This window comes from Paraglaciecola sp. (genome assembly GCF_030730205.1).
GTDB lineage: Bacteria > Pseudomonadota > Gammaproteobacteria > Enterobacterales > Alteromonadaceae > Paraglaciecola.
This window is the reverse complement of the sequence record NZ_JANQVQ010000242.1, coordinates 1-14199: the sequence shown is the minus strand read 5'-3', so window position 1 is coordinate 14199 and position 14199 is coordinate 1. Positions and strand designations below refer to the sequence as shown.

Sequence of the window (14199 nt, the reverse complement as noted above, 5' to 3'; positions counted from 1 at the left end):
TTAATATGCAACTAAGCTGTTTTAAGGCCTACGATATACGTGGCAAACTGGTCGAGCAATTAGATGAGCACTCGGCTTATCGTATAGGACGCGCTTTTGCTGAATATCTTAATGCAAAAAGTGTGGTCGTTGGGGGCGATGTAAGATTGACTTCAGAGCCACTTAAGTTAGCGCTTGCGGTGGGCTTGATAGATGGTGGAGCTAAAGTACTTGATTTAGGTATGACGGGCACTGAAGAGATCTATTTTGCAACAAAACATCTAGGCGTTGATGGCGGCATTGAAGTAACAGCGAGTCATAATCCGATTGATTACAACGGCATGAAATTAGTCAAGGCAGACTCGAAACCCATTAGTGGTGATACTGGCTTGTTTGCAATTAAAGAACTAGCTGAAAGCTATGAAGAAAATTCAGTAAAAGCAGGTTTAATGTCTTTTTCGAATGGCTTTGTGAGTTCAGCTGACTTTGTTTCAGGTCAAAGTTCCGTGTCAGTTGAAAAGCTCCTGTTGAGTCAGGCTTATCAAATGGTATCTACGGAGAATGCTTACGTAGAACATATGTTGTCTTATATTAATCAAGATAATATACGCCCCTTGAAGTTGGTGGTTAACGCGGGTAATGGTGCAGCGGGTAAGGCCCTAGATGCGATTGAACAAACTTTGATAAAACTGCAAGTGCCTGTTGAGTTTATAAAAATTCACCACCAACCCGACGGTACGTTTCCAAATGGTATTCCCAATCCTTTACTACCGGAAAGTCGGGCTGATACGGCAAATGCAGTGAAGGCCCACAAGGCTGATATGGGTATTGCTTGGGATGGCGATTTTGACCGTTGCTTTTTGTTCGACGAAAACGGTGATTTTGTAGAAGGCTATTATATTGTTGGTTTGCTAGCGAAGGCTTTCTTGGATAAAGACCCAGGCGCTAAAATTATTTTTGACCCACGGGTCTATTGGAACACCGAAGATATTGTGAAATCTTCTGGTGGCGTACCTATTATGAGCAAAACAGGCCACGCTTTTATCAAAGAGCGGATGCGAGCAGATGATGCTGTTTATGGTGGTGAAATGAGTGCTCACCATTATTTCAGAGATTTCGCTTATTGTGATTCGGGTATGATCCCATGGTTATTGGTGGCAGAGCTGATTTGCACATCTAACAAGCCCCTATCAAATTTGGTCAAAGAGCGCATTGCGGCATTCCCTTCATCAGGCGAAATCAACCGCACCGTCAGCGATCCTGATAAGGTAATCAAAGCGGTGTTAGCGAAGTATGAAGCAAGTGCAAAGTTAGTTGATTACACTGATGGTATTGGTGTTGAATTCGACGAATGGCGATTTAATTTACGCAAATCAAACACCGAACCTGTTATTCGCCTGAATGTAGAATCGCGGGCAAATATTCCCTTAATGGAAGACAAAACAAAAGAACTGCTTTCTTTACTGCAATAAATGATAAGGACGACTTTTTTGGCCTACTAAGAAAGTCGTCATCTTTCAAAGCTATGCGAGTAAACCTGCCATAACAAAATGCATCAAAACCGTCACTGCAGTGAGCTCTATTCTTAATCGTTTATAATGTTTGTCTGAACTAAATACTCGCAGATCATACAACAACATAAAAATAAAGCCGCTTGCTAACAACAATATTGAAACCCTGCCATTTGGATTGAACAAGCATAGCCAAGCCAATAATGAGGGTAACATTGCCACACTCATTTGCATTTTACTGAATGTTCTTGATAAGGCATCGCTCCAATGAACGCCCCCTAAAAATGCTAAAATAACCGCACTATATTGGATAAAAAGTGTTTGTGACAGTAAGGGACTTAACCCTTCTAGAAAAGATAAAAGGGGTAAGCCTAAAAAGGGTAACAGACCACAATAGCCGAGCAATTTTGAATAGGGAACTACGTTCATCTTATTAGGCCTTAATATTCAACAAGTCAAAAAAAAGCGCTGTTTCAGTGAACTGAAACAGCGCTCGATAGTGTACTGGTTACATCAATTATTTTTCAATTTTATTGTACGGACGCAATGTATGACCAGTATATAGTTGACGAGGGCGGCCTATTTTTTGACCAGGCTGACTTAACATTTCATGCCAATGAGAAACCCAGCCAACCGTTCTTGCTAAAGCAAATATGCAAGTGAACATGTTGGTAGGAATACCGATTGCTTTGAGAATGATGCCTGAATAAAAATCAACGTTCGGGAATAGTTTCTTCTCAGCAAAATACGGATCGCTAAGTGCAATTCTTTCCAATTCCATTGCTACGTTCAGCAAAGGATCGTCAATGTTTAATTCAGACAATACTTCATGGCAGCTTTCACGCATGACTGTTGCACGTGGGTCAAAGTTTTTATAGACACGATGACCAAAACCCATTAATCGGAAGGGGTCATTTTTGTCTTTTGCTCGTGCAATAAACTCTGGGATACGGTCTACAGTTCCAATTTCTTCGAGCATAGTCAAACATGCTTCGTTGGCGCCTCCGTGAGCAGGGCCCCAGAGTGACGCTACGCCTGCTGCTATAACAGCATAAGGGTTGGCACCCGAAGAGCCTGCTAAACGAACTGTTGAAGTAGAGGCGTTTTGCTCATGATCGGCATGTAAGATAAAAATTCTGTCAACCGCACGTGCTACTGCTGGACTAATTTTATATGTTTCAGCCGGTACAGAGAACATCATATTTAAAAAGTTTTCTGCATAGCTAAGATCGTTTCTTGGGTATACAAATGGTTGACCGATGTTGTATTTGTAACACATGGCAACCAAGGTCGGCATTTTAGCCACTAAACGGTAGGCACTGCGTAAACGTTGGTCTGCATCATGTATATTTAAGTCATCGTGGTAGAAAGAAGCCATTGCGCCTACCGTGCCACATAGCATTGCCATGGGGTGTGCATCGCGTCTAAAACCACGGAAAAAGTTATTTACTTGATCATGAACTAAGGTATGGCGAGTGATGGTATTTTTAAAATCTTGATATTCTTCTGTGTTTGGCGTTTTGTCGTGTAACAACATATAACACACTTCGATGTAATCAGCTTCTCTTGCTAAATCTTCGATTGAATATCCGCGATGTAATAAAACACCTTTCTCTCCATCTATAAAAGTGATGGAAGACTCACATGAGCCAGTGGCCATAAAACCGGGGTCGTAAGTGAAATAACCGCTGCTGCCTAGTTTACGAATATCGATTACATCATGCCCTGCTGAACCAGACAAAATGGGTAGTTCAATTTCTTTATCACCGGCTTTTAAAATGGCTTTATTGTCTGCCATACTTTGCTCTCCTCAGACTGGTTACTTTTTGATAAAACAGCAATTGATTATGCTTACACGGGGAAAATCGCCGCTATTTGTACTGATAATGTCGTGTTATGTCAATTTTAATGCTTAGTTAAACGCATAATTATTTAATTAACTTTATTATTTATAAAAATTAATTTTAAATCTAAGACTTATAAGGCATTAATAATGAACAACAATTGTAATTAGCGAATTCGCTGGATATACTTTGCCATCTTGTTTGAGTGATAGCAAAGGCATTAATTTATTAATATCTAGTTAACATTTGAATAACATTTTCAGGGATGAAAATACTGTTTTTAGCAGGCTGTGGTGCGCAATGCGCCGGAGCATAATGTAAAACACCCTACAGGTAAAAGAGCATAAAACGTGAAAAAACAAAGACCAGTAAATTTACAACTTAATACCATTAGTTTTCCTCCTGCAGCTATTACTTCAATTCTTCATCGCATCACAGGCGTCGCCTTGTTTTTTGCTTTGTTGTTTGTGATCTGGGCGTGGGCGGTTTCAGTATCTTCTTTAGATGGGTTTGCGATGGTTCAGCAACAACTTAACGGTTGGTTGGGTAAATTTATCGCTATTGGGACTATTTCAGCATTGAGCTACCACATCTTAGGTGGAATCAGACATTTCATCATGGATACTGGTGCTTGGGAAGAACTTGAGTCAGGCAATAATAGTGCTAAAGCTATTATTGGTATTTGGATCTTATTAACGATTGTTGTAGGAGTTGTATTATGGTAACTAGCCAAGCTAGTTTGAAACGTGATGGTGTGCAGGACTATGTCACCATCAGAGCAACTGCCATCATTATGACGGCTTTTTCATTGTTTATGCTGTGGTATTTTGTAACAACGCCTCAGGTTACATTTGAGAGCTGGAATGGCCTTTTTTCTAATATTGCAATGAAAGTATTTACTTTCGCTACACTAGTTTCAATCATGCTGCACGTCAGAATCGGTTTATGGCAAGTGTTAACTGATTACGTTAAAGCACCTGCGTTGCGTGCGGTGGTTCAATTCATACTTAATTTAATTGCCTTCGTTTATGTCGCGGTAGGTCTTTTTGTGTTGTGGGGTATTTAGATGGGTATTACAGTTCATGAATATGATGCAGTAGTGGTTGGAGCAGGCGGTGCTGGTATGCGCGCTGCTTTACAAATTTCTCAATCAGGTAAATCTTGTGCATTGTTATCTAAAGTTTTTCCAACGCGCTCACATACGGTTTCTGCGCAAGGTGGCATCACTGTAGCATTAGGTAATGCCCACGAAGATAATTGGGAATGGCACATGTACGATACCGTTAAAGGTTCTGATTACATCGGTGATCAAGACGCTATCGAATATATGTGTAAAACAGGTCCTGAAGCGATTATTGAAATGGAAAACATGGGTTTACCTTTTTCTCGTTTCGAAAACGGAAAGATTTACCAACGCCCCTTCGGCGGTCAATCAAAGAATTTTGGAGGCGAGCAAGGTGCTCGTACGGCAGCAGCGGCTGACAGAACAGGTCATGCCTTGTTGCATTTATTGTATCAACAAAACGTTAAAAATAAGACCAAAGTGTTCAGTGAATGGTATGCCTTGGATTTAGTTAAAAACCAAGACGGTGACGTGGTGGGTTGTACCGCGATTGATATTGAATCGGGTGAAGTCGTTTACTTCAAATCAAAGGCCGTTGTGTTAGCAACGGGTGGTGCGGGTCGTATTTATGCATCAACCACAAATGCACACATCAACACTGGCGATGGCGTTGGTATGGCGCTTCGTGCTGGTGTACCAATGCAAGATATGGAAATGTGGCAATTCCACCCCACCGGTATTGCCGGTGCTGGTACTCTAGTTACTGAGGGGTGCCGTGGTGAAGGCGGTTATTTGTTGAATAAAGACGGTGAACGCTTTATGGAACGCTATGCGCCCAATGCTAAAGACTTAGCAGGTCGTGATGTTGTTGCTCGTTCTATGATGACGGAGATACGCGAAGGTCGTGGTTGTGATGGCCCCTGGGGTCCTCACCTTAAGTTAAAACTAGACCACCTTGGGAAGGATGTACTAGAGTCACGCCTACCGGGAATACTCGAATTATCTCGTACTTTCGCTCACGTCGACCCTGTTAAAGAGCCTATTCCTGTTATTCCTACTTGCCATTACATGATGGGTGGTATTCCGACTAACGTTGACGGTCAAGCTCTCAGTATCGACTTACAAGGCAAAGCGACGCCAATTAAAGGTTTATTCGCTTGTGGTGAAATTGCTTGTGTATCAGTGCATGGCGCAAATCGATTAGGTGGTAATTCATTATTAGACTTAGTGGTATTTGGCCGCGCAACAGGTTTGCATTTAGGTAAAGCAATTGATGGCATTGAAGCACGTGATGCATCACAAGATGATGTCGATGCGGCTCTAGTTCGGTTTAATCGTTGGGAAAATTCTCCTAAAGGTCAAGGCGAAGACCCAGTGCAAATTAAGAAAGATTTGCAACAGTGTATGCAACTTAACTTCTCAGTATTTAGAGAAGGCGAGGCAATGGCACAAGGTCTTAAAGAATTAGGCGAAATAAGAGAGCGTCTTCAGTCGGCTCGCTTAGACGATAAGAGCAACGACTTCAACACGGCACGTATCGAATGCCTAGAATTAGATAACTTGATGGAAACGGCTTACAGCACAGCAGTTGCCGCTAACTTCCGTACTGAGAGTCGCGGTGCCCATAGTCGCTTTGACTTCCCAGACCGTGACGATGACAACTGGTTATGCCACTCAGTGTATTTACCTGAAAACGATACGATGCTGAAGCGAGACGTGAATATGACGCCTAAGCTTCGTGAAGCCTTTCCACCAAAAGCAAGAACGTATTAATAGGAGTAGCGAAGATGCAATTACATTTCTCAGTTTACCGTTACAATCCTGATATTGATAACGCGCCCCGTATGCAAGAGTATCAGTTGGAGCTTGAAGAAGGTCAGGACATGATGGTTCTGGATGCGCTGATTTTATTGAAAGAGAAAGACCCAACTTTATCATTTCGTCGCTCATGTCGCGAAGGTGTGTGTGGTTCTGACGGCGTTAATATGAACGGCAAAAATGGCCTAGCATGTATCACTCCTTTGTCAGCATTAAAAGGTAATAAGATAGTGGTTCGTCCATTGCCTGGTCTACCTGTCGTGCGTGATTTAGTTGTAGATATGAGTCAGTTTTACACTCAGTATGAAAAGATTAAGCCGTTTTTGATCAATGATGACAATCAACCACCTGCTCGTGAATTTTTGCAATCGCCAGAAGACAGAGCTAAATTGGACGGTTTATACGAGTGTATTTTATGCGCTTGTTGTTCAACATCGTGCCCATCGTTCTGGTGGAACCCTGATAAGTTCATTGGTCCTGCTGGTTTATTACATGCCTATCGCTTTTTAGCAGATAGTCGTGATACGGCCACTGAACAACGTCTAAGTGGTTTAGATGATGCCTTTAGTGTGTTCCGTTGTCACGGCATTATGAATTGCGTCAGTGTATGTCCAAAAGGCTTAAATCCAACTAAAGCCATTGGTCAGATCAAATCAATGTTGTTAAAACGCGCAGTATAAGTTAGCTTGCCATTCTTAATTGAATGGCAATACCGATTTTTTGATTTAAAGTAACCTGTGGGTTAAGCCCACTAAAGTAACGTGTGTACCTGCACACATAATTGTAAGTCTTATCAAATCAAGGGACGACAATGCAACAAAGCGTGATGAAAGCATGGTGGGACTCTTCTCACATGGCTGGTGGCAACGCTGCTTATGTAGAAGAAATGTATGAAGCGTATTTAGATAACGCACAAAGTGTCTCTGAACAATGGCGTGAAATTTTCGACAAATTACCCAAAGTTGAAGGCGTATCAGTCGAATCTAAACACAGCGTAATAAGAGAACAATTTCGCTCATTAGCCGCTTTAGGACCCGCTGCGCGGGTTGGTGGAAGTGCTTCACCTACTAGCAATACAAGTGATGAGAAGCAAGTCAAAGTATTACAGTTGATAAATGCATTTAGATTTCGTGGGCACCAACATGCCAATCTCGATCCTTTGCAGCTTTGGAAGCAGCCCAGAGTTCGTGATCTAGAACTATCTCATCATAATCTTTCCGAACAAGACTTCGATACCGTTTACAACGTTGGTTCTTACGCTATTGGCCAAGAAACCATGCCTCTGGGTGAGTTGTTTAAGTCACTGAATCGCACTTATTGTGGTTCGATTGGTACCGAATACATGCACATCACCGACACTGAACAAAAGCGTTGGTTACAGAACCGCATCGAGTCAGTACAAGCCAAGCCTGAAGTGCCTCGTGAAGAAAAAATTGCGATTCTCAAGGGGCTTGTTGCAGCCGATGGTATGGAAAAATACCTTGGAGCTAAATTTCCGGGTGCCAAACGCTTTTCATTAGAAGGCGGTGATTCTTTGGTACCGATGTTGAAAGGACTAATTTCTCACGCTGGTAATTGCGGTACTAAAGAAGTTGTCATTGGTATGGCTCACCGCGGGCGTTTAAACGTACTTGTCAATGTTCTGGGTAAGAATCCTTCTGTGCTGTTTGATGAATTTGCCGGTAAACACGATAATTCATTAGGAGCCGGTGACGTTAAATACCATGCGGGTTACTCTTCAGATTTTGCTACCCCAGGTGGAAACGTCCATTTAGCGCTAGCGTTTAACCCATCTCATTTAGAAATTGTTAACCCAGTAGTGATTGGTTCGGTTAGAGCACGTCTAGACAGACGTAACTGTACTGACGGTTCGCTTGTTTTGCCGATCACCATTCATGGTGACTCTGCGATTGCTGGCCAAGGTGTGGTGCAAGAAACCTTTAATATGTCACAAACTCGCGGTTTCAAAGTGGGTGGCACTGTTCGTATCGTTATCAACAACCAAGTTGGTTTCACTACATCTAAAACTGAAGATACGCGTTCTACTCAGTATTGTACTGATATAGCAAAAATGGTTCAGGCGCCTATCTTCCATGTCAATGCTGACGATCCTGAAGCTGTTTTATTCGTGACAAAACTAGCTTTAGATTATCGCAATCAGTTCAAGCGTGACGTTGTCATCGATCTAGTGTGTTACCGCCGTCATGGGCATAACGAGGCTGATGAGCCAAATGCAACTCAACCCTTAATGTACCAAAAAATTAAGAAGCATCCTGTTCCTCGCGAATTGTACGCTGATCAATTGGTAGCAGAGGGCAGTATCGAAGCCCATGAAGTTGAAAAATTAATTGGCGATTATCGTGCAGCGCTTGATCATGGTGCTTGCGTATTAGATGAGTGGCGTCCAATGACAGAACATTCTGTCGACTGGTCACCTTACCTAGGCCACGACTGGGACGTGAGTTACGATTGCGAAATCAGTGTAGAAAAACTTCAAGAGTTAGGTAATAAGTTGTGTTCTTTCCCTGAAAGTCACCAATTACAGTCTCGTGTTGCCAAGCTTTATCAAGATCGCGTAGCGATGATTGCTCAAGAAAAACCCTTAGATTGGGGAATGGCCGAAAATTTAGCCTATGCGTCTATCGTGGATACGGGCAGTAAGATCCGTATGACCGGCCAAGACTCCGGCCGTGGTACCTTCTTCCACAGACACGCTGTTCTGCACAACCAAGCTGATGGCTCTGCCTATATGCCGTTGCAGCATATCAGCCCTAAGCAAGGAAAAATGGAAATTTATGATTCCGTTTTGTCTGAGGCGGCGGTACTTGCTTTTGAATTTGGATATGCCACTGCTGAGCCAGGTTGTTTAACTATCTGGGAAGCTCAGTTTGGTGATTTCGCCAACGGTGCTCAAGTGGTGATTGATCAGTTCTTGAGTTCTGGTGAAGCAAAGTGGGGCCGCTTATGTGGTCTAACCTTATTGTTGCCCCACGGATATGAAGGGCAAGGACCTGAGCATAGCTCAGCTAGACTTGAACGCTTCTTACAGTTATGTGCTGACCACAATTGGCAAGTATGTGTGCCATCTACCCCGGCTCAGGTATTTAACATGTTGCGCCGTCAAATACTCAGACCCACACGTAAGCCTTTGATTGTGATGTCTCCAAAGTCTTTGTTGCGTCATCCGCTGGCTGTCTCTTCACTCGAAGAACTCTCAACGGGGGTTTTCCATAACGTCATCGGTGAAGTAGATGAGTTAGTGCCGAGTAAGGTTAAGCGCGTAGTGTTATGTTCAGGCAAGGTTTATTACGATTTGCTCGAACAGCGTCGTAAAAATGAACAAGACGACATCGCGATTGTTCGAATCGAACAACTCTATCCTTTCCCTCATGCTGAGTTAGCTCAGGCTATTAGTGACTATCAACATGTGACTGATTGGGTGTGGTGTCAGGAAGAACCTCAAAACCAAGGCGCTTGGTACTGTAGCCAGCACCATTTTTGGGCGTCAATCCCTGAGGGTGCAAAACTGAGTTACGCTGGTCGTCTTGCTTCTGCATCACCTGCGGTAGGGTATATTTCTGTTCACAACCAACAGCAAGCTGATTTGATTGCTGATGCATTAACAATTAAATAAGGAACCAGTATGACTATTGATATAAAAGTACCGGTATTGCCAGAATCAGTGGCTGATGCATCGATTGCAACTTGGCATGTGAAAGTTGGCGAAAAGGTCAGTCGTGATCAAAGCATTGTAGATATAGAGACAGACAAGGTAGTACTTGAAGTTGTTGCACCAGCAGATGGTGTAATCAGTGAAATATTCCAAGTCGAAGGTGAAACTGTTCTTGGCGAGCAGGTTATCGCTAAATTTGAATCAGGTGCCAGTGCTGCTAAAGAGAGTAGCGCTCCAGCACCTACCGCAAAAGAAACTTCAAACAGTAAAGGTGAAGCAGTGGAAATTAAGGTACCGGTACTGCCCGAGTCAGTGGCAGATGCAACAATAGCAACTTGGCATGTTAAACCAGGCGAAGCTATCTCTCGTGATCAGAATTTGGTTGATATTGAAACCGATAAAGTGGTGCTAGAAGTTGTTGCGCCAGCTGACGGTTCACTTAGTGAAATCTTGTTTGAAGAAGGTGCCACAGTTTCAGGTGAACAAGTGATCGCTTTGTTTACTGCTGGCGCTGCGCCTGCGGTAAGTACTCCAGCTGCAGATTCGGCGAGTCCTGCATCGAATGAAGAAAATGATGCATTGAGTCCATCTGTGAGAAGATTACTTGCAGAAAAAGGCTTAGATGCAGCAAAAATTAAAGGTACAGGTAAAGGCGGTCGTGTAACCAAAGAAGACGTTGAGAAATTCCTACAGGCGCCAGTTGCTTCTGCTAAAAGTGCATCATCAAGTGCTGCAGCTCCAGTCTTAAACGTGGGGAGCCGCACAGAGAAACGTGTGCCGATGACTCGTTTACGTAAAACGATTGCAACTCGTTTGTTGGAAGCAAAAAACAGCACGGCAATGTTAACTACATTTAACGAAGTTAACATGAAGCCCATTATGGACTTGCGCAAGCAGTATCAAGATAGTTTCGAAAAACGTCATGGCATTCGTTTAGGTTTTATGTCGTTTTATGTTAAAGCGGTAACAGAAGCACTGAAGCGTTTCCCTGAAGTTAACGCTTCAATTGATGGCGATGACATTTGTTACCATAACTATTTTGACATCTCGATTGCCGTATCGACACCGCGTGGCCTAGTTACGCCGATATTGCGTGATTGCGATACGCTAGGAATGGCTGGCATCGAATCTGGCATTCGCGACTTAGCGTTAAAAGGTCGTGATGGCAAACTGACGATGGAAGATATGCAAGGCGGTAATTTCACTATTACTAACGGCGGTGTTTTTGGCTCTCTATTGTCTACGCCTATTATCAATTTGCCACAAAGTGCAATCTTAGGGATGCATAAAATTCAAGACAGACCAATGGCAGTTAACGGCAAAGTAGAAATTTTGCCCATGATGTATTTGGCACTTTCTTATGACCACAGAATCATTGACGGTAAAGAGTCGGTGGGGTTCTTGGTTACCATTAAGGAAATGCTTGAAGATCCTACACGTTTGTTGCTAGACGTGTAATGTAAACGAGGTAAGTAGCAACTCGTTACTTACTGAAGTGCCGTTTTCTTGTTGAAAACGGCTTCTAATCAAGCTGCATAATTGCGGCTTTTTCTAAATTAAAACGGATAGATACACCATGAATTTGCATGAATATCAAGGCAAGCAGCTATTCAAAGAGTATGGTTTGCCAGTTTCTGAAGGGTTTGCCACTGATACTCCTGAAGCGGCGGCTGAAGCAGCTGACAAAATTGGCGGAACTGAGTGGGTAGTAAAATGCCAAGTACATGCTGGCGGTCGCGGTAAGGCTGGCGGTGTTAAGTTGGTAAAATCTAAAGAAGAGATCAAAGCATTTGCTCAAAAATGGTTAGGTCAAAACTTAGTAACTTTTCAAACTGACGAAAATGGTCAACCTGTCAGTAAGATCTTGGTTGAATCTTGCACTGACATCGCAGATGAGCTTTATTTAGGTGCAGTTGTTGATCGTACTTCTCGTCGTATCGTTTTCATGGCTTCGACTGAAGGCGGTGTAGAAATCGAAACTGTTGCTCATGAAACACCAGAAAAGATTTTAAAAGCTGAAATCGATCCTATCGTTGGTGCTCAGCCTTATCAAGCACGCGAAATGGCGTTTAAACTTGGTTTACAAGGCGTTCAAATTAAACAGTTTACGCAAATCTTTTTGGGTTTAGCGAAAATGTTCGTTGATTTGGATATTGCGTTGATCGAAATCAACCCACTTGTTATCAAAACTGATGGCAACATTCACTGTCTAGACGCTAAAGTAGCCATCGACGGCAATGCGGCTTATCGACAGCCAAAAATTCGCGAAATGCACGATCCATCACAAGATGACGCACGTGAAGCTGAAGCGGCGAAATGGGAACTTAACTACGTTGCATTAGACGGAAACGTTGGTTGTATGGTTAATGGTGCCGGTCTTGCAATGGGTACTATGGATATCGTAAACCTTCACGGTGGCAAACCCGCTAATTTCCTTGACGTTGGCGGCGGTGCAACCAAGCAACGTGTTGCTGAAGCGTTTAAAATTATCTTATCTGATAAGAATGTTAAAGCGGTTTTAGTTAACATCTTTGGTGGTATCGTTCGTTGTGACATGATCGCAGAAGGTATCATTGGTGCTGTTAAAGAGGTTGGTGTTAACGTACCTGTTGTTGTTCGTCTTGAAGGCACTAACGCTGAACTAGGTCGTGAAGTACTAGCAAAGTCTGGCCTTGATATTATCGCTGCAAGCAGTCTAACTGATGCGGCCCAGCAAGTTGTTAAAGCCGCGGAGGGCAAATAATGTCTGTATTAATTAATAAAGACACCAAAGTTATCTGTCAGGGTTTCACCGGCGGTCAGGGTACATTCCACTCTGAGCAAGCAATTGCTTATGGGACAAAAATGGTTGGCGGTGTAACACCTGGTAAAGGTGGCACGACACATCTTGGTTTACCCGTTTTCAATACAGTACGTGAAGCGGTCCAAGAAACGGGCGCAACAGCGACAGTCATCTATGTACCAGCCGCGTTCTGTAAAGATTCTATCGTTGAAGCTGCTGATGCAGGTATCGAATTGATCATTTGTATCACTGAAGGTATCCCCACTATCGACATGTTGTTTGTGAAAGAATATTTGAACGTAAAAGGCGTTCGAATGATCGGTCCAAACTGCCCAGGCGTGATTACTCCTGGTGAATGTAAGATTGGTATCATGCCTGGACATATTCACAAACCAGGTAAAGTGGGTATCGTTTCTCGTTCTGGTACATTGACTTACGAAGCTGTAAAACAAACTACTGATGAAGGTTTTGGTCAATCTACTTGTGTTGGTATTGGCGGTGATCCAATTCCTGGTTCTAACTTCATCGATATTTTGAAGTTGTTCCAAGAGGATCCTCAAACAGAAGCCATCGTTATGATCGGTGAGATCGGTGGATCTGCTGAAGAAGAAGCGGCTGCTTATATCAAAGCACATGTGACTAAGCCTGTTGTTTCCTACATTGCTGGTGTGACTGCACCTGCTGGTAAACGTATGGGCCACGCTGGCGCCATCATTGCTGGTGGTAAAGGTACAGCTGATGAGAAGTTTAAAGCCTTAGAAGATGCAGGTGTCAAAACCGTGCGTTCTTTAGCTGATATAGGTAAAGGTTTACGCGAAATTACTGGTTGGTAAGGTAAGCTAAACATCGAATTAGAAACCCGCTTTTATGCGGGTTTTTTGTTTTCTCGTCTCTATATTTTTATAAACATGCCCACTACATACACTTTCCTGGCTTAATAACGTGTCCTTTTGCGCTAATTGAGAAGTTTTTGTTCCGTAAGTTGTACTATTTTTACCTGTAAACTACAGTCTTTTTTGTAAGGCTCCTTATCATGTAAATGGGTTATAACGTTGAGGTTTTTCAGAAACTAGGTACGAGCCGGCTATGGCTCAGTATTCTGCTCATACTAAACCATTTCAGTTTTCCATTTTCTTTATGGGGCGTTGCCGATTTTTTAACATTCATACGCCGTATTTGTTGCCAACTTGTAAAATTATTAACTAATTGTGCAGTGAATACGTATGCAGTGCGTTGAGTCATTGCCTATGCTACCTGTAGTATTCGGCCTAGAAAAACAAAAATGTAACAATTGAATGTGAGTTTTTAACGTTTCATTGTTTGCATCAGTAACTCTCAAAAACGGGACACACATATGAAGTACTTCAAACCTAATTTAATTAAAGCGGCACTTATCACCAGTGGTTTTGCAGTGGGATTAACCCCAGCCTTAGCCCAAGAAACACCTGAATCTGACAATCTTGAGGTGATTCAAGTCTCCGGTATACGTGGCTCACTTATCAGAGCACAAGCGGTGAAGCAGGACAATA

The 14199-nt window shown here is 42.8% G+C and carries 11 protein-coding genes; 9 read left to right on the top strand and 2 right to left on the bottom strand.

The window, feature by feature from the left end; genetic code table 11:
- Positions 1 to 5: 5 nt before the first annotated feature.
- On the top strand, positions 6 to 1451 hold the full coding sequence (locus NWQ57_RS15965) for a phosphomannomutase CpsG (RefSeq protein ID WP_306023158.1): 1446 nt from the start codon (positions 6 to 8) through the stop codon (positions 1449 to 1451).
- 51 nt (positions 1452 to 1502) lie between these two features.
- Here NWQ57_RS15965 and NWQ57_RS15960 read toward each other — a convergent pair whose 3' ends face one another.
- The gene (locus tag NWQ57_RS15960) at positions 1503 to 1919 is read right to left on the bottom strand and encodes a DUF3429 domain-containing protein (protein WP_306023157.1); all 417 of its coding nucleotides are present in this window, start codon (positions 1917 to 1919) and stop codon (positions 1503 to 1505) included.
- Between the two features lie 88 nt (positions 1920 to 2007).
- Entirely contained in the window at positions 2008 to 3288 is a 1281-nt protein-coding gene (gene gltA, locus NWQ57_RS15955; RefSeq protein ID WP_306023156.1) for a citrate synthase, read from the bottom strand.
- A gap of 396 nt (positions 3289 to 3684) precedes the next feature.
- Here gltA and sdhC point away from each other — a divergent pair, with 396 nt between their 5' ends.
- From sdhC to sucD, 8 genes are all read left to right on the top strand, one after another.
- Positions 3685 to 4059 (top strand): succinate dehydrogenase, cytochrome b556 subunit, encoded by a 375-nt coding sequence (gene sdhC, locus NWQ57_RS15950; RefSeq protein ID WP_306023155.1) that lies wholly within the window; start codon positions 3685 to 3687, stop codon positions 4057 to 4059.
- Entirely contained in the window at positions 4053 to 4400 is a 348-nt protein-coding gene (gene sdhD, locus NWQ57_RS15945) for a succinate dehydrogenase, hydrophobic membrane anchor protein (protein ID WP_306023154.1), read from the top strand. Before sdhC ends, sdhD begins: the two co-directional genes overlap by 7 nt.
- Positions 4401 to 6170, top strand: a complete 1770-nt coding sequence (gene sdhA, locus NWQ57_RS15940; RefSeq protein ID WP_306023153.1) for a succinate dehydrogenase flavoprotein subunit — start codon at positions 4401 to 4403, stop codon at positions 6168 to 6170.
- A 14-nt stretch (positions 6171 to 6184) separates the two neighbouring features.
- Entirely contained in the window at positions 6185 to 6895 is a 711-nt protein-coding gene (locus NWQ57_RS15935) for a succinate dehydrogenase iron-sulfur subunit (protein WP_306023152.1), read from the top strand.
- Between the two features lie 131 nt (positions 6896 to 7026).
- Positions 7027 to 9849 carry a 2-oxoglutarate dehydrogenase E1 component gene (locus NWQ57_RS15930; protein ID WP_306023151.1) on the top strand — a complete coding sequence of 941 codons (2823 nt, stop codon included), beginning with the start codon at positions 7027 to 7029 and terminating at the stop codon, positions 9847 to 9849.
- Between the two features lie 9 nt (positions 9850 to 9858).
- On the top strand, positions 9859 to 11346 hold the full coding sequence (odhB, locus tag NWQ57_RS15925; RefSeq protein ID WP_306023150.1) for a 2-oxoglutarate dehydrogenase complex dihydrolipoyllysine-residue succinyltransferase: 1488 nt from the start codon (positions 9859 to 9861) through the stop codon (positions 11344 to 11346).
- 118 nt (positions 11347 to 11464) lie between these two features.
- Positions 11465 to 12631, top strand: a complete 1167-nt coding sequence (gene sucC / locus NWQ57_RS15920) for an ADP-forming succinate--CoA ligase subunit beta (RefSeq protein ID WP_306023149.1) — start codon at positions 11465 to 11467, stop codon at positions 12629 to 12631.
- Positions 12631 to 13503, top strand: a complete 873-nt coding sequence (gene sucD, locus NWQ57_RS15915) for a succinate--CoA ligase subunit alpha (protein ID WP_306023148.1) — start codon at positions 12631 to 12633, stop codon at positions 13501 to 13503. The genes sucC and sucD overlap by 1 nt, the downstream gene beginning before the upstream one ends.
- Positions 13504 to 14199 lie beyond the last annotated feature (696 nt).

What these genes read in the sequence shown, in the direction of transcription:
- NWQ57_RS15965 (WP_306023158.1), top strand. Translation starts at nt 6, where the DNA reads ATGCAACTAAGCTGTTTTAAGGCCTACGATATACGTGGCAAACTGGTC.
- NWQ57_RS15960 (WP_306023157.1), bottom strand. Translation starts at nt 1,919, where the DNA reads ATGAACGTAGTTCCCTATTCAAAATTGCTCGGCTATTGTGGTCTGTTA.
- gltA (WP_306023156.1), bottom strand. Translation starts at nt 3,288, where the DNA reads ATGGCAGACAATAAAGCCATTTTAAAAGCCGGTGATAAAGAAATTGAA.
- sdhD (WP_306023154.1), top strand. Translation starts at nt 4,053, where the DNA reads ATGGTAACTAGCCAAGCTAGTTTGAAACGTGATGGTGTGCAGGACTAT.
- sdhA (WP_306023153.1), top strand. Translation starts at nt 4,401, where the DNA reads ATGGGTATTACAGTTCATGAATATGATGCAGTAGTGGTTGGAGCAGGC.
- NWQ57_RS15935 (WP_306023152.1), top strand. Translation starts at nt 6,185, where the DNA reads ATGCAATTACATTTCTCAGTTTACCGTTACAATCCTGATATTGATAAC.
- NWQ57_RS15930 (WP_306023151.1), top strand. Translation starts at nt 7,027, where the DNA reads ATGCAACAAAGCGTGATGAAAGCATGGTGGGACTCTTCTCACATGGCT.
- odhB (WP_306023150.1), top strand. Translation starts at nt 9,859, where the DNA reads ATGACTATTGATATAAAAGTACCGGTATTGCCAGAATCAGTGGCTGAT.
- sucC (WP_306023149.1), top strand. Translation starts at nt 11,465, where the DNA reads ATGAATTTGCATGAATATCAAGGCAAGCAGCTATTCAAAGAGTATGGT.
- sucD (WP_306023148.1), top strand. Translation starts at nt 12,631, where the DNA reads ATGTCTGTATTAATTAATAAAGACACCAAAGTTATCTGTCAGGGTTTC.